The organism is Streptomyces sp. NPDC028928, assembly GCF_055564915.1.
Window position 1 is genome coordinate 45638 of sequence record NZ_JBVHVI010000015.1, and the last position, 15916, is coordinate 61553.

Sequence of the window (15916 nt, forward strand, 5' to 3'; positions counted from 1 at the left end):
CGGGCCGCACCCTCGGCCGACCGGGCCCGCCGCGGCAGCCTCCCGGGCCGCGCCTTCACCGACCGGCGCCGGAGCCCTCACCCGATCGGGGGCGGGGCGCCTCAGTCTCCCGGCCGGCGCCTTCACCTGACCGGCGCCGCCCCAGCCTCCCGGGCTGGAGTCTTCGGGCCCCGGCCGGCGCCTCAGTTGACCGGGTTCGGCGCCTCAGCCTCTGGGCCGCGCCTTCACCCGATCGGGTCCGGCGCGCCAGCCGCCCGGGCTGGAGCCTTCAGCCCCGAGCCGGCGCCTCGGCCGACCGGAGTCGGCGCCCCCAGCCTCCAGGGCCGCGCCCTCAGCCGCAGAGCCAGACCCTCCAGCCTCCCGGGCTGGAGCCCGCACCCGACCAGTTCGCAACTCTGAGCTTCCCGGGCCGCACCCTCGGCCGACCGGGCCCGCCGCGGCAGCCTCCCGGGCCGCGCCTTCACCGACCGGCGCCGGAGCCCTCACCCGATCGGGGGCGGGGTGCCTCAGTCTCCCGGCCGGCGCCTTCACCTGACCGGCGCCGCCGCCCCAGCCTCCCGGGCTGGAGCCCTCACTCAACCAGTTCGGAACTCTGAGCCTCCGACCGAGGCCGGTGTCTCGGTCGGTGGGGTGGGCTTCAGGTGGAGGAAGTTGCGCATCATCGTCAGGCCGCCCGTCGTCATCACCGACTCCGGGTGGAACTGCACCCCCTCCACGGGCAGTGTCCGGTGCCGCAGGCCCATCACATAGCCGTGGTCCGCGGCGACGGCCGTGGTGACCAGCTCGTCCGGGAGCGGGTCGGCGACCAGGAGCGAGTGGTAGCGGGTCGCCTCCACGGTGTGCCCGAGGCCCTGGAACAGCCCCGCGCCGTCGTGCCGTACGGTGCTGGTCCGCCCGTGCATCACCTGCTCGGCCACCTCGATCCGCCCGCCGTACGCGAGCCCGATGGCCTGGTGCCCCAGGCACACCCCGAGCACCGGTACCCGTCCCGCGAACTCGTGCACCAGCTCCACGTGCCCGGAGTCGGCGGGATGCCCGGGGCCGGGCCCGAGGACCACGGCGTCCGGTTCGAGCCCCGCCAGGTCGGCGGGCGTCCGGGTCAGGGAGCGGACGACCCGGGTCTCCGCTCCCAGCGTGCGCAGGTACTGGTCGATGATGTGCACGAAACTGTCGTACGCGTCGATCAGCAGAACCTTCATGGGCGCCTCTCCTCTCACAGCAGCTCCTCCCCGGTCAGCGCCCAGTAGGCCGCGCCCATCTTCGCCAGCGTCTCCCGCCACTCGGCCTCCGGATCGGACTGGGCGACCATGCCGGCCGAACTCTGCGTGGAGTACGTCGTGCCGTCGTGCACGATCGTGCGGATGCACAGGGCCAGCTCGGCCCAGCCGCGCACGTCGATCAGCCCCACCGCGCCCGCGTAGGCGCCGCGCCGCTCGTCCTCCAGGCCGTCGATGACCTCCATGGCGCGCACCTTGGGCGCCCCGGTCATCGTGCCGGCGGGGAACGTCGCACGCACCGCCCGCCACACGTCCACGTCCGGCTCCAGCTGCCCGGAGACCGTCGACACCAGGTGGAAGACGTGCGAGAAGCTCTCCACCTCCATGAGCCGCTCCACCGGCTGGGTGCTGGGGCGGCTGACCCGGCCGATGTCGTTGCGGCACAGGTCGACCAGCATGATGTGCTCGGCCTGTTCCTTGACGGACTCCCGCATCTCCTTGACGCGGCGCCGGTTCTCCTCCTCGTCGCGGCAGCGCCGGGCGGTGCCCGCGATGGGCCGCATCACGATCTCGTCGCCCGCCACGCCGTCGGGTTCGATCCGGAAGAACAGCTCCGGGCTCGCCCCGATCAGGGTGTCTCCGGCCCGCGGGATCACGTACATGTACGGCGACGGGTTCCGGTCGCGCAGCCGCCGGTAGACGTCGAGCGGCTCCAGGTCCGTGGTGACGTCGACGCGGTGCCCGATCTGGATCTGGTACAGGTCGCCGACCCGGAGGTGCTCCAGGCAGCGGTCCGCCCAGCCCAGGAACGTCTCCCGGTCGACACTGTCCCGCACCGAGCGGGGCGCGGGCGCACCGGGAGCCTCCCCGGCGACGGCCCCGTCCCCGGCCGCGGCGGCGGCAGCGGCGGCGGCAGCGGCCACGTCGGCACCCGGCCCGGCCTCCGCGAACTGCGGGGCGTGCGCGCGCAGATGACGCGGTGCGCCGCCCGTGACGTCGTACCAGACGGTGTCCCGGAAGAGCGACAGCGTGATGTCCGGGCCGTGCGGCTCCTCGGTCCGCTCCGGCAGCGTCTCCATGTGCCACGCGGACTCGTACGCGAAGGTGGCCAGGAAGCCGAACGCGTAGCCCCGCGCGGGCCCCTCGCCGGTCACCGCGAAGACCCGCTGGGCCCGGCCGAGCGCCGTCCAGAGCATGTCCTGGCCGGTGAAGCGCAGCCGGTACGGGCCTGGTTCCGGGCCTGGTTCCGCGCCGGGTTCCGGGCCCGGTGCCCTGTCCGGGACGAGTCCCGCCGCCCCGGCGGCCCGGGCCAGCGCCGCCGCCACCGCCGGCACCCCGTCGATGTCGAGGTACCGGTCGTACACGCGGATCTCGGCGAGCCGCCCGACGCCGACGACGGCCGAGCGCCGGTCCTCGCCGGTACCGGCCAGGCTCTCCAGGAGGAACACCTCGCCCGAGGGGCGGCCACCGGTCAGCCCGGTGTAGAGCGCGAGCGGTTCGTGCCGGGGGAGAGGGGCGGAGCTGACGCGTACGTCGATGGTTTCCATTCCGGTCAAGACGAACTCCCCACCTTTGTTCTGTCGGCTGTGACGAGAGAGAGTCAATCAACCGGCCGGTGAACGGAGCCAGACCAATTCCGTGGAACCGATGCGGTCCATTTCTGAATTGCTTGACCGGGTGCGTGGGCCGGATATGTAGTGGGCGCACATTCGACGCACGTACGGAAGGCACACGCATGGCCACCGAAGTTATGGAAAAGCCCGAACGGCACACCGTCGATTCCGCCGCGGCCGCGGATTCCGCCGCGGCCGCCGACTCCTGGCGCGCGTTCCCCGCCGCCCAGCAGCCCGACTGGCCCGACCCGGCCGCGCTGCGCGACGTCACCGACCGCCTCGCCACGGCCGCCCCGCTGGTCACCGCCGACGAGTGCGACGCCCTGCGCGGGCGCATGGCGGCCGTCGCCCGCGGCGAGGCGATCCTGCTGCAGGGCGGCGACTGCGCCGAGACCTTCGCGCAGGTGACCGCCGACTCGGTACGGCGCAAACTGAAGACGCTGCTGCAGATGGCGGTCGTGCTCACCCACGCCACCGCGCTGCCGGTCGTCAAGGTCGGCCGGATGGCGGGGCAGTACGCCAAACCGAGATCGAGTCCGGTCGAACGGCAGGGCGGGCTCACCCTGCCGTCGTACCGCGGCGACGCGGTCAACGGCCTGGAGTTCACCGCCGAGGCCCGCACCCCCGACCCGGACCGGCTGCGCACCCTGTACGAGGCGTCGGCGCGCACCCTCGGCCTGGTCCGCTCCCTGACCACCGGCGGCTTCGCCGGCCTGAGCCAGGTCCACGCCTGGAACCGCGGGTTCGTGGCCAGCTCACAGGCGGGCCGGCGGTACGAGGCGCTCGCCGACGAGATAGGCCGCAGCCTGGCCTTCATGCGCGCGTGCGGCATCGACACCCGGGAGCTGGGCACCGCCGACTTCTACGTCAGCCACGAAGGGCTGCTCCTGGACTACGAGGCCGCCCTCGTCCGCACCGACCCGGCGACCGGCCGCGCCTACGCGGGCAGCGGACACCTGCTGTGGATCGGGGAGCGCACCCGCCAACTGGACGGCGCCCACATCGAGTTCTTCTCCCGCCTCAGCAACCCGATCGCCGTGAAACTCGGCCCGGCCGCCACCGCCGACGACGCGCTGAAACTCATCGACCGCCTCGACCCGCGGCGCGAGCCGGGCCGCCTCACGTTCGTGGTGCGCGCGGGCGCCGACCGGGTCCGGGACGTGCTGCCGGTCCTGGTCGAGAAGGTCGGCGCCGAGGGGGCGCGGGTGTGCTGGGTCAGCGACCCGATGCACGGCAACACCACCACGGCGCCCAGCGGTCACAAGACCCGCCGCTTCGAGACGGTGCTGGACGAGGTGCGCGGCTTCGTGGAGGTCCACCGCGCCCTCGGCACCCACCCGGGCGGCATCCACGTCGAGCTGACCGGCGACGACGTCACGGAGTGCGTCGGCGGCGGCAACCCGCTGCTGGCCGAGGACCTGCCGGCCCGGTACGAGACGGCCTGCGACCCGCGCCTGAACCACACACAGTCGCTGGACCTGGCCTTCCTGCTCGCGGAGATGTACCGCGACCGGTGACGGCGGACGCGCCGGGGCGCCGGATCACGGCAGCCCGGCTCCCCCTCGGGGCGCCTCAAGGGCCCGGGCCACCAGCTCGTACGGCGGGGCCTGCTCCAGGTAGAAGTGCTCCCCGGGCAGCGTCCGGAACCGGAACGGACCCCGGGTGACCTCCCGCCAGGCCGCCGACTGGACCGCGGTCACCCGGGGGTCCGAGGCGCCGACCAGCGCGGTGACCGGGCAGTCGAGGGGCTCGGCGGGACCGCGGCCGTACCCGGCGAGCATCCGGAAGTCCGCGCCGATGTAGGGCAGGACCAGATCCACGAACCCCCGGTTGCGCAGCAACCGCGGGTCGGTGCCGCCCAGTTCCAGCAGCGTCCGGACGACCGCGGCCTCGTCCCAGGTGGTCGCCGCCGCGAGGTCCGGCACGTGCAGCTGCGGGGCGCGGGCCCCCGAGGCGAACAGATGGTCCACGGTGCGGCCCGCCGCCCGAAGCGCCCTCGCCGTCTCGTAGGCGACGGTCGCGCCCATGCTGTGCCCGAACAGGGCCAGCGGCCGGGAGTCGTCCATGGCCAGCAGCTCCGCCGCGATCTCCCGTGCCATCGGCGCGAGTTCGGTGGCGTACGGCTCACCGAACCGCTCGGCCCGCCCCGGATAGCACACCGCGTGCACCTCCACCGTGCCGAGCGCCTTGCCCCAGCCGCGGAAGAAGTACGGCGATCCGCCCGCGTGCGGGAAGCACACCAGGCGCCGCTCGGCGAACGGTCTCGGTTCCACCACTTGTGTCCACAGCATCCTGCCCCCAGGGGTCGTCGCTCGCTCACGCACTCACCGGTGCCCCGGCCATGGTCGTGCGCCGCGCTGACACCCCGCTGACACAGCGTCCCCCGCCCGCTCTGTCAGCCGCCTGTCAGGGCCGCTCGTCAGCATGGACGGTACGGGCCTCCTGCCGTCAGCGGCAGGACCCCTGTCCCTCCCCCGACCCACCCCAGGAGCGTCATGCCGCCGGCCACCTCGACGTACCCCTCCATCACCGAGGCCATCATGATGCCGCGCCTCGTCCGGCTCGGCTCCAACCTCTACGGGGCCGTCTTCACCCTGATGAAGCTGCTGCCCGCCCACTACATCCTGCAACGCGCCAGGGACCGGGGCGAGCTGGGGCCCGACACGGTCATCGTGGAGACCACCTCCGGCACCTTCGGGCTGGCCCTCGCCATGCAGGCCGCCCTGCTGCGCCGCAAGCTGATCCTGGTCAGCGACCCGGCGATCGACGCCAACCTGTACCGCAGGCTCACCGACCTCGGCGCCCGCGTCGAGATCTGCCAGGAGCCCTCGCCGGTCGGCGGCTACCAGACGGCCCGGCTGAACCGGCTCGCCGAGGTCCGCGCCGAACTCCCCGACACCTTCTGCCCCGAGCAGTACAGCAACCCCGACAACCCGCGCTCCTACGGCGCCGTCGCCGACCAGCTGCAGCGCACCCTCGGCACGGTCGACTGCCTCGTCGGGCCCGTCGGTTCGGGCGGCTCCATGTGCGGCACCACCCGCGGCCTGCGGGTCCGCACCCCGCACACCGTCGCCATCGGCGTCGACACGCACCGCAGCGTCCTGTTCGGCCAGGAGGACGGCCCGCGCGAGCTGCGCGGCCTCGGCAACAGCCTGTGGCCGTCCAACCTCGACCACAACGTCTTCGACGAGGTCCACTGGCTGTCCGCCGCCGAGGCCTACGCCAGCACCCGCGCGCTGCACACCCGGCACGCCCTGTTCCAGGGCCCGACCAGCGGCGCCGCCTACCAGGTCGCCCGCTGGTGGGCCGAACGCAACCCCGACCGCACCTGCGTCGTGATGCTCCCCGACGAGGGCTACCGCTACCAGGCCACCGTCTACGACGACGCCTGGCTCGCCGCCAACGGCCACGCGACGGCGGACCGCCCGGCCGAGCCGCTGCGGGTCACCGAGCCCCAGGCCGCCGGAGAGCGCTGGTCCCGGCTCGTCTGGCGCCGCCGCGGGTACGACGCGGTGCCGGGCGTCGTCGCGCGCCCCACCGGGGACCAGGCGCCGGCGGACGGAGTGCTGTCATGACCGCCCAGGACTCCCGGGCCGAAGACACCGGCCGCCTCACCCGCACCCTCGCCCCGCGCACCCGCCGCATCGTCTACGGCGAGCAGGGGCCCGAGGAGGTCCGCCGCGAGCTGGAACCCATCACCACGGTCGACCTCGCGCACATCGTGATGCTCGTGCGCAGCGGGCTGCTGCCGGGCACCGCCGGAGCACAACTGCTCACAGCCGTACGCGCGTTGCGCGACAGCGGCTTCCGCGCGCTGGACGGTCTCGACGCGCCGCGGGGCGCCTACCTCATGTACGAGGGGCACCTCTCCGGCACACTCGGCGCGGACGTCGGCGGCAAGCTGCACACCGCCCGGTCCCGCAACGACCTCAAGGCCACCGTCACCGCGATGCGGCTGCGCGAGGAACTCACCGAGCTGCACGGGCAGTTGATGCGCCAGCAGGGCGTGCTGCTCGCACGGGCCCGGGCGCACGCCGATGTCGTGATGCCCCTCTACACCCACTTCCAGCCCGCGATGCCGGTCAGCTACGGCTACTACCTGGCGGGCATCGCCGCCGCCCTGGACCGCGACCTCGCGGCGCTGGCGCACACCGTCGACGAACTCGGCCGCTGCCCGCTGGGCGCGGGCGCCGTCGCCGGCACCGACCTGCCCATCAACCCGGAGCACACGGCCGCCCTGCTCGGCTTCACCGCACCGCCGCTGCACGCCACCGACGCCGTCGCCGCCCGCGACACCCTGCTGCGCGGACTCGCCGTGGTCGCGTCGGCCGCGGTCACCCTCAGCCGGCTCGCCACCGACCTGCAACTGTGGAGCACCCAGGAGTTCGGCTTCGTCGACTTCCCGGAACGGCTCGTCGGGGGCAGCTCCGCGATGCCGCAGAAACGCAACGCGTTCCTGCTGGAGCACGTCAAGGCCAAGGCGGCGATCGCCGTCGGCGCGTGGACGGCGGCGGCCTCCGCCATGAAGTCGACCCCGTTCACCAACTCCATCGAGGTCGGCACCGAGGCCGTCTCCGCCGCCTGGCCCGCCCTGGCCGCCGTACGGGACCAGGTCCTGCTCGGCCAGGTGCTGGTGTCCGGCGCGCGTCCGGTCGCCGAGCGGATGGCGGACCGCGCGCGGGAGGGCTTCGTGACGGCCACCGTGGTCGCCAACCGGATGGTCGCGCAGGGCGTGCCGTTCCGCACGGCGCACCATGTCGTCGGCGCGGCCGTGCGCCGCGCGGTGGAGTCCGGCGAGACCGAACTCACCGGCCTCGACGGCACCGGACTGCCGGGCCTGGACGAGGTCGTCGCGGACCTCGACCGCGGCGGCGGCCCCGGGGAGTGCGCCAAGGTGGTGGACGCCCTGCGCGGCCGGCTGGCCGAGCACGCCCGGTGGGCCGCCGCCCACCGGGCCCGCCTGCGCGAGGCCGCCCGCCGGCTGGACGACGAGGCGGCGGCCGTCGTGGCGCGGCACGCGCCCGGAGGCGCGGGGTGAGCGGCGGCTGGTTCGTGTATCTGTACGGCGCCCTCGCGGGAGCGGGGCGCCGTCCGAGGGAGAGGCGTGCGATGAACGGCAGATGGATGGCGTTCCTGGAGAGCAACACCACCGGCACCGGGCGGGAGTTCTGCGCCGCCGCCCGCGCCCGCGGTCTGCGGCCCGTCCTGCTCGCCCGTGACCCGGGACGGTATCCGTACGCGGCCGAGGACGAGATCGACACCCGGACCCTGGACACCGCGGACCCGGAGGCGGTGCTGCGCGCCCTGACCGGCCTCGCCGACGACGGCGGCCTCGCCGGGGTCACCTCCAGCTCCGAGTACTACGTCGCGGCGGCCGCACGGGCCGCGGCCCGGCTCGGCCTGCCCGGGCCGGACGGCGACGCGGTGGAGGCCTGCCGCGCCAAGGACGTCCAGCGCGCCCGGCACCGTGCGGCGGGCGTGCCGGTGCCGAGGTCCGAGACCGTGACCGACCCCGAGGCGGCCGTCGCCGCCGCACGGTCCATCGGCCACCCCGTCGTGCTCAAGCCGGTGAGCGGCTCCGGCTCGGTCGGCGTACGGCTGTGCCGCGACGCCGACGACACCCGCGCCTGGGCCCACCGGCTCCTTCACGACACCGCGGACGCCCGCGTCCTGGTGGAGGAGGCGGTGTCCGGACCGGAGTTCTCGGTCGAGACCCTCGACGGCGAGGTCGTCACCGTGGTCGCCAAACACATCGGTCCCGCCCCCTACTTCGTGGAGACCGGCCACGACATCCCCGCCGTCCTGCCCGAGCGCACGGCCGAGGCACTGCGGGAGACGGCCGTGCGCGCCGTCACCGCGCTCGGTCTCGGCTGGGGCGCCGCCCACACCGAACTGCGCTGGTCCAGCGGCGGCCCGGTCGTCATCGAGGTCAACCCGCGTCTCGCGGGCGGCATGATCCCGGTCGCCGTCCGGGCCGCCCTGGGCGTCGACCTCGTGGACGCGGTGGTGGCCCGGGCCGCCGGTCTGCCCGCCGCGGACCCGGTTCCCGGTACGGGGCACGCCGCCGTCCGCTTCGTACGGGCCACGGGTGAGGGCCGGGTGAGCCGGGTGCGGGGACTGTCCGCGGCGGCCGCGGCCCCCGGGGTCCTGACCGCGCGGGCGACCACCGCAGTCGGCCGGGAGGTCAGGATCACGCACTCCTTCCAGGACCGCCTGGCCAGCGTGGTGGCCGCGGCCCCCGACGCACCCAGGGCGGCCCGCCGTGCCCTGGCGGCCGCGGACCTCGTCGAGATCGACCTGGACCCGGCTCCCGCCGCCCCGCACCCCACACCAGAGAGGACCCCCGTCCGATGACCGAGACCACCGTCCCCGGCGGGGGCCCCGGGAAACACACCGGCCTCTCCACCCCTCACGTCGAGACCCCGCCCGAGTCCACCGCCACCGTCCCGCGCCGGGACGCCTCCCGGGGCGAGACCCCCGCCCCCGGTGGGCGCCCCGAGGAGCGCACCGCGTTCTCGGCCCCCCGAGCCGGGACCCCGTCCGGGCGGGCTCCGGCCGAGTCCACGGCCGGCGTCCCGCGCCGGGACGCCTCCCGGGGCGAGACCCCCGCCCCCGGTGGGCGCCCCGAGGAGCACACCGGCCTCTCGGGCCCCGTCGAGTTCTCCGCCACGCTCCCGCGCTGGCGCGCCCCCCACGGCGGCGGCCCCGGCACCGCCACCCACCGCGCGTCCCTGCCCCCCGGCCTGACCCACGCCCTGGAGCGCACCGCGCACACCCTCGGCACCGACCTGCCGGCTCTGCTGCTCGCCGCGCACGCCCGTGTCCTGGCCACCCTCGCCTCCGAACAGGGCGTCGTCTCCGGCCACGTACCGGCCGGGCAGGGGAGTGCACCGTACGCCCTGCGCCTCACCGTCGTCCCGTCCACCTGGGCCGAACTGGTCGACGCCGTCGGCAGCGCGCCGCACACGACGGGACCCCACGACGCCGTGCTCGACCTGTCCGGGCTCGCGACCGGCGCGCCCGGCGCGGGCCCGGGCGCCGTGGTGCGGTTCTCCTGGGTGCGCGGCAGCCAGGGACTCACCCTGCACCTGACGCACGACCTCGGCGCCTTCGACGGCGACCACGCCGAGCGGCTCGCCGGCTACCAGCTGGCCGCCCTGCGCCTGCTCGCCGAGGACCCGTCCGCCCGCCACGACCGGCAGAGCCTGCTCTCGCCCGAGGAGACCGCGACGCAGCTCTACGCGCTCGCCGGGCCGCGCGTCGACGCGCCCGCCCACACCTTCGTCGACCTGTTCCGGCAGCGGGCACGGCAGTGCCCGGACGCCCCCGCCGCCGCCCACGGCGTTCGGACCTGGACATACCGGGAGCTGGACGCACGCTCCGACCGCGTCGCCCGTGCCCTGGCGGCGGCGGGTGCCGGGGCCGAGGACGTGGTCGCGGTCGTCATGGACCGCACCCTCGACTGGATCGCGAGCGCCATCGGCGTCCTCAAGGCGGGCGCCGTGTACCTCCCCGTGCCCCCGGACCTTCCGGCGGAGCGGGTGGCCGTCCAGCTGGACGAGGCCGTCTGCGTGCTGGCCCTCACCGACCAGCGCGGCGAGGCCCTCGTCCGCAAGGCCTGCGCCGAACTCGACCACGGGCCGGCCGTCCTGACCGCGCGGCACATCGAGGACGCCCCCGGGCACCCCCTCCCGGAGCCGCCCACCCTCACCCAGGCCGCGTACATCTACTTCACGTCCGGCTCCACCGGCACCCCCAAGGGCGCCCTGTGCGAGCACGCGGGCCTGGTCAACCACCTCCACGCGAAGACCGACGACATGGGGCTCGGCGCGGGACCCGGCCAGGTCGTGGCGCAGACCGCGTCCCTGGGCTTCGACATCTCCCTGTGGCAGTTCGCGGCGCCCCTGCTGGCCGGCGCCACCGTGCGCATCATCGACACCGACGTCCTGCTCGACGTCTCGGGCTTCCTGGACGAGCTGGTCGCCGGCGGCGTCACCGTGGCGCAGACCGTGCCCGCCTATCTCGACGTCCTGCTGCGCCATCTGGAGCGGCACCCGCGCGATCCGGGCCCCCTGCACACCCTGTCCGTCACCGGCGAGGTCCTCGGCCACGAGCTGGTGCGCCGCTGGTTCGCCGCCCAGCCGGGCATCCGCCTCGTCAACGCCTACGGCGCCACCGAGGTCTGCGACGACACCATGCACGAGGTCCTCGACGGCGTCCCCGAGCACGGCTTCGTCCCGCTGGGCCGGTCGCTCAGGAACGTCAACACCTACGTCCTCGACCACAACCTCCAGCTCGTCCCCCTCGGCACGACCGGCGAGATCGCGTTCTCCGGCGTCTGCGTGGGCCGCGGCTACATCAACGACGAGGACCGCACCCGGCAGGCCTTCGTCCCCGACCCGTTCCGCGCCGACACGCGCATGTACCGCACCGGCGACTTCGGCAGGTGGCTGCCCGACGGACGCCTCCAGTTCCTGGGCCGGCACGACGAACAGGTGAAGATCCGCGGCTACCGCATCGAACTCGGCGAGATCGAGCACCGGCTGGCTGCCATGCCGGGCGTGCGGGAGGCGGCGGTCGTCACCGACGGCGACCTGGGCGCCACCCGCGTGCTCACCGCCTTCTTCACCACCGACGGGACGGACCCGGACCTGCCCGACGCGGCCCGGGCCCGCGACTTCCTCGCGGCCCTGCTGCCGGACTACATGGTGCCGACCTACTGCCACCGGCTCGAACGCCTCCCGCTCACCCCCCACGGAAAGGTCGACAAGGCGGCGCTGAGCGAACTCGCCGGCACGCTCGGCCACGGCGGCGCCGCCCGCACCGCCCCGGCGACGGCCGACGAGCGACGTCTCGCCGTGGCCTGGGCCGAGGTGCTCGGCGTCCCGCTGGAACGCATCGGCACCGACGACAGCTTCTTCGCGCTCGGCGGCACCTCCCTGGCCGCCGCCCGTCTCCTCGCCCACCTCGGCCGCCACCTGACCGTCGCCGACCTGGTCGCCCACCCGGTCCTCGCCGACCTCGCCCGCGTCCTGACCCGCCGCCGCGACGGCGAGCCGGGCCGGGCGCGGCGGAGCAGGCTGCTGCATCCGCTGCTGGAGGTGCGCAGCCCGCACCACACCCTGGTGTGCTTCCCGTACGCCGCCGGGAACGCGGTCAACTTCCGGGCGCTCGCGGAGGAGCTGAAGTACGACGGCATCGCCGTGTACGGCGCCGAGCCGCCCGGCCACGACTTCGCCGACCCCGACGAACCCCTGGAGGACGTGCCCGAGCTGGCCCGCCGCGCCCGGGACGAGATCCTCGCCCACGTCACCGGCCCCGTCCTGCTGTGGGGCCACTGCGCGGGCGCCGCGACCGCCCTGGAGACCGCCCGGCTCCTGGAGGAGGCGGGCCGGCCGGTCGAACGGGTCTTCCTCGGCGCCCAACTGCTCCCCACCGCCACCCAGTTGACATCGGAGCTGGCCGATCTCGCGGCGGTGGACCGGCCCACCCTGCTGGGCCGGCTCCGCGGCGGCCGGGCGTTCGTGGAACTGGACGCCTACCAGCCGGAGCGGGCCGCGGTCGCCGACCGCGCCTACCGGCACGACCTCGACACCTCCCACCGGCACCTCATCCGCCTCCAGGAACAACCGGCACCGCGCCGCCTGGCCGCCCCCGTGGACGTCGTCGTGGCCCGCGACGACCCGCAGACCGCGGACGCGGCACGCGCGGCCGGCGCCTGGCGGTCCCTCGCCGAGCACGTCACCCTGCACCAACTGAACGACGGAGGCCACTACTTCGTCGGCACCCGGCCCGCGCTCAGCGCGGCGCGCGTACGGGCGGCGCTCACCCCCGACCCCGTACCCGGGCGCCTGCCCGACCTACGAGAAAGGACGCACACGTGACCACGATCGACCACCGCCGGGTGGCCGCCACCGGCGTCAGCACCGCCTTCGGCACCTTCGGTGAACTGCTGCAGGGCGTGCTGCCCGAGGACGACGGGGACTTCCTGGTCACCCTGCCGGTCGCCCGCTGGTCCACCGCCCGCTTCGAACTCACCCCGGACGAACCGGAGGTGACCGTCGGCCCCGCGCACAAGAAGAAGGCGCTGCGGCTGGCCCGGATGATCCTTGACGACAGCGGATCACCCGGCGGCGGGGTGCTGCACATCGACAGCACCCTGCCCGAGGGCAAGGGACTGGCCAGCTCCTCCGCCGACCTGGTGGCCACGGCCCGCGCCGTCGCCAACGCCCTCGGCGTACCCATGCCGCACCGCCGCATCGAGACGTACCTGGCGCGCATCGAACCCACCGACGGCGTCCTGTACGCGGCGATCGTCGCCTTCCACCACCGCAGCGTGCGGCTGCGCGCCCAGCTGGGCTCGCTGCCCGCGATGACGGTCGTCGGCATCGACGAGGGCGGCGCCGTCGACACCGTGGCCTTCAACACCATACCGAAACCCTTCACCGCGGCCGACCGGCGGCAGTACGCCCGCCTCCTCGACCGCATCACGCACGCCGTGGCCCGCCACGACCTCACCGAGGTCGGCCGGGTCGCCACCGAGAGCGCCCGGATGAACCAAGTGCTGCGGCACAAACGCTCGTTGGAGCCGATGATCCGCATCTGCGAGGACATCGGCGGGCTCGGTGTCGTCATCGGCCACAGCGGCACCTCGCTGGGCATCCTGCTGGACACCGGCGCCCCCGGCCACGTCGGCCGGCTCGCCGCCGCCGCACAACGCTGCCAGGAACTCGAGGGCAACGTGACGATCTACCACACCCTCAGTTTCCACTGATCCGAACGGGGGTCCACCAGGTGGTGGACCCCAGGTTCAACCGGTCGCTGCTGTCGGCGGCACACCCCCCGCGAAGAGCATGGATGCATGAAGAATCTTCCTGTACGCATGGCTCGTTGGAGCGCCGCCCACCCCTGGCGGGGCATCGTCGGCTGGCTGGTGTTCGTCGTCCTCTGCCTCGGCATCGGCATCTCCGTCGGCACCAACGCGGCGACCACCGAGGACTTCCGCATCGGTGAGGCGGGACGCGGCGAGGAGATCGCCGCCGAGGGAGGGCTCCAGCAGCGCCCCGTCGAACACGTCCTGATCACCGCCAAGCCCGGCAGCGCAACGTTCGACATCAGCGCCGCCGACGCGGCCGCCGCCGACGTCGCCGCCCGGATGCGGCATCTCCCCGAGGTCCGCTCCGTCGCCCGACCGGTGCACAACGCGAAGAACACCGCCGTCCGGGTCACGGTCACCCTGAAGGGCCCCGAGCTGGAGGGCAAGAAGCACGTCGACCCGCTGCTCGCCCAGACGGCCGCCGTGCAGAAGGCCAACCCGGGCCTGCGGATCGAGGAGACCGGATCGCCCTCCATCAGCAAGGGCGTCGACGGACTGCGCGGTGACGACCTCTCCCGCACCGAGGTGATCGCCCTGCCGGTCACCCTCATCACCCTGCTGCTGGTCTTCAGCTCGATCGCCATGGCGCTCGTACCGCTGCTGCTCGCCCTGTCCTCGATCGTGGCGGCCGTGGGCCTGTCGATGGTGGCCTCGCACCTCTTCCCCGACGCGGGCGTCGGCACCAACGTCATCCTGCTCATCGGCCTCGCCGTCGGCGTCGACTACACCCTCTTCTACCTCAAGCGTGAGCGGGAGGAACGGGCCCGCGCCGGCGGCAGGCTGAGCCCGCAGGCCGTGGTCGAACTCGCCGCCGCCACCTCCGGCCGTGCCGTCGTCCTCTCCGGTCTCGCCGTCGCCGTCTCCAGCGCCACCCTCTACCTCGCCGACGACGTCATCTTCTCCTCCATCGCCACCGGCGCGATCGTCGTCACCCTCGTCGCCGTCGTCAGCTCCCTGACCGTGCTGCCGGCACTGCTGGCCAAGATGGGCATGCGCGCCGAGCGCCGGGCCGAACGCCGGGCGGCCCGCGGGCTCGCCCCGAAGAAGCAGAAGACGTACAGGAACGGCCCCGGCCGGCTGACCGCCGCCGTGCTGCGCCCCGTCGCCAAGCGCCCCGCAGCCACCCTCACGGTCACGGTGCTCGCCCTGCTCGCCCTGGCCGCCCCGGTCCTCGGTCTGAAGCTCACCGACATGGGCCGCGAGACGCACTCCCGCTCCATCGTCGCCATGCAGGTCTACGACCGCCTCAACGCGTCCTTCCCCGACCTGAAGTCCATGCACCAGGTCGTCGTCCGCGCCGACGCCGACCGCTCGGCCGAGGTCACCGCCGCCCTGCGCGAACTCGCCGCGGACGTCAAGGACGACCCGCGCCTGAGCGGCACCTCCACCCTGACCACCTCGCCCGACAAGCGGATCAGCATGCTCCAGCTGCAGGTCCCGCACTACGTCAGCTCGGACGAGGCCCAGTCCTCGCTCAAGGACATCCGGGGCACCTTCGTCCCCGAGACGGTCGGCAAGATCAAGGGCGCCGAGACCGCCGTGACCGGTGACGTCGCCCGCTACACCGACTACCCGACCCACCAGGAACAGAAGCTGCCGCTCATCATCGGGGCCCTCCTCCTGGTCACCTTCGTCATGACCGTCTGGGCGTTCCGCTCCATCGTCCTCGGCCTGGTCGGCATCGTCCTCAACCTCCTGTCCGCCGCCGCCTCGCTCGGCATCCTGGTCATGGTCTTCCAGCACACCTGGGCCGAGAGCCTCGTGGACTTCACCTCCACCGGATCGATCGGGTCCCGCGTCCCGCTGTTCCTCTTCGTGATCCTGTTCGGCCTGTCGATGGACTACCAGGTCTTCGTGATCAGCCGGATCCGGGAGGCCGCCCTGCGCGGAGTCCCGACCCGCAAGGCCGTCATCGAGGGCATCGGCAGCTCGGCCGGCGTCGTCACCAGCGCCGCCGTGGTCATGGTCACCGTCTTCGCGAGCTTCGCGGCCCTGCACCTGATCGAGATGAAGCAGATCGGTTTCAGCCTCGCCGTCGCCGTCCTCCTGGACGCCTTCGTCATCCGCATGCTGGTCCTGCCGTCCCTGATGCTCCTGCTCGGCGAGGCCAACTGGTGGCCCTCCAAGGGAGTGCGCCGCGCCCGCACCACCACCGAACCGGCCGCCCGCCCCCTGGAGCCCGTCCGGTGACCGCCGCCGCCGATACGATT

10 protein-coding genes are annotated in these 15916 nt (G+C 74.1%); 7 read left to right on the forward strand and 3 right to left on the reverse strand.

The genetic code is table 11. The features are described 5' to 3' along the window. Nucleotides 1-575: 575 nt before the first annotated feature. Both ACZ4U1_RS31650 and ACZ4U1_RS31655 read right to left on the reverse strand, forming a co-directional pair. Nucleotides 576-1199 (reverse strand): anthranilate synthase component II, encoded by a 624-nt coding sequence (locus ACZ4U1_RS31650; protein WP_467907592.1) that lies wholly within the window; start codon nucleotides 1197-1199, stop codon nucleotides 576-578. A gap of 14 nt (nucleotides 1200-1213) precedes the next feature. After that, on the reverse strand, nucleotides 1214-2764 hold the full coding sequence (locus ACZ4U1_RS31655) for an anthranilate synthase component I family protein (protein ID WP_467907767.1): 1551 nt from the start codon (nucleotides 2762-2764) through the stop codon (nucleotides 1214-1216). A gap of 203 nt (nucleotides 2765-2967) precedes the next feature. Here ACZ4U1_RS31655 and ACZ4U1_RS31660 point away from each other — a divergent pair, with 203 nt between their 5' ends. Further along, a complete protein-coding gene (locus tag ACZ4U1_RS31660; protein ID WP_467907768.1) occupies nucleotides 2968-4347 on the forward strand; it encodes a class II 3-deoxy-7-phosphoheptulonate synthase in 1380 nt (459 codons plus the stop codon). 24 nt (nucleotides 4348-4371) lie between these two features. Here ACZ4U1_RS31660 and ACZ4U1_RS31665 read toward each other — a convergent pair whose 3' ends face one another. Next, nucleotides 4372-5103 (reverse strand): thioesterase II family protein, encoded by a 732-nt coding sequence (locus ACZ4U1_RS31665; protein ID WP_467907593.1) that lies wholly within the window; start codon nucleotides 5101-5103, stop codon nucleotides 4372-4374. Nucleotides 5104-5325: 222 nt separating this feature from the next. On the opposite strand from ACZ4U1_RS31665, the gene ACZ4U1_RS31670 reads away from it, so the two are divergent. The 6 genes from ACZ4U1_RS31670 (at nucleotide 5326) to ACZ4U1_RS31695 (ending at nucleotide 15896) form a co-directional block, all read left to right on the forward strand. Beyond that, entirely contained in the window at nucleotides 5326-6405 is a 1080-nt protein-coding gene (locus tag ACZ4U1_RS31670; protein WP_467907594.1) for a pyridoxal-phosphate dependent enzyme, read from the forward strand. Beyond that, the gene (argH, locus tag ACZ4U1_RS31675) at nucleotides 6402-7868 is read left to right on the forward strand and encodes an argininosuccinate lyase (RefSeq protein ID WP_467907595.1); all 1467 of its coding nucleotides are present in this window, start codon (nucleotides 6402-6404) and stop codon (nucleotides 7866-7868) included. The genes ACZ4U1_RS31670 and argH overlap by 4 nt, the downstream gene beginning before the upstream one ends. A 71-nt stretch (nucleotides 7869-7939) precedes the next feature. Next, nucleotides 7940-9184: an ATP-grasp domain-containing protein gene (locus ACZ4U1_RS31680; protein WP_467907596.1), complete on the forward strand. Its 1245-nt coding sequence runs from the start codon at nucleotides 7940-7942 to the stop codon at nucleotides 9182-9184. Further along, entirely contained in the window at nucleotides 9181-12714 is a 3534-nt protein-coding gene (locus ACZ4U1_RS31685; RefSeq protein WP_467907597.1) for an amino acid adenylation domain-containing protein, read from the forward strand. Before ACZ4U1_RS31680 ends, ACZ4U1_RS31685 begins: the two co-directional genes overlap by 4 nt. Continuing rightward, complete coding sequence (locus ACZ4U1_RS31690; RefSeq protein WP_467907598.1) at nucleotides 12711-13604, forward strand: GHMP family kinase ATP-binding protein; 894 nt, start codon at nucleotides 12711-12713, stop codon at nucleotides 13602-13604. Before ACZ4U1_RS31685 ends, ACZ4U1_RS31690 begins: the two co-directional genes overlap by 4 nt. An 87-nt stretch (nucleotides 13605-13691) precedes the next feature. After that, complete coding sequence (locus ACZ4U1_RS31695; RefSeq protein WP_467907599.1) at nucleotides 13692-15896, forward strand: MMPL family transporter; 2205 nt, start codon at nucleotides 13692-13694, stop codon at nucleotides 15894-15896. The last annotated feature ends 20 nt before the right edge of the window (nucleotides 15897-15916 follow it).

Bases quoted from the DNA above. Each gene is read 5' to 3' on its own strand.
- ACZ4U1_RS31650 (WP_467907592.1), bottom strand. From the start codon at position 1,199: ATGAAGGTTCTGCTGATCGACGCGTACGACAGTTTCGTGCACATCATC.
- ACZ4U1_RS31655 (WP_467907767.1), bottom strand. From the start codon at position 2,764: ATGGAAACCATCGACGTACGCGTCAGCTCCGCCCCTCTCCCCCGGCAC.
- ACZ4U1_RS31660 (WP_467907768.1), top strand. From the start codon at position 2,968: ATGGAAAAGCCCGAACGGCACACCGTCGATTCCGCCGCGGCCGCGGAT.
- ACZ4U1_RS31670 (WP_467907594.1), top strand. From the start codon at position 5,326: ATGCCGCCGGCCACCTCGACGTACCCCTCCATCACCGAGGCCATCATG.
- argH (WP_467907595.1), top strand. From the start codon at position 6,402: ATGACCGCCCAGGACTCCCGGGCCGAAGACACCGGCCGCCTCACCCGC.
- ACZ4U1_RS31680 (WP_467907596.1), top strand. From the start codon at position 7,940: ATGAACGGCAGATGGATGGCGTTCCTGGAGAGCAACACCACCGGCACC.
- ACZ4U1_RS31685 (WP_467907597.1), top strand. From the start codon at position 9,181: ATGACCGAGACCACCGTCCCCGGCGGGGGCCCCGGGAAACACACCGGC.
- ACZ4U1_RS31695 (WP_467907599.1), top strand. From the start codon at position 13,692: ATGAAGAATCTTCCTGTACGCATGGCTCGTTGGAGCGCCGCCCACCCC.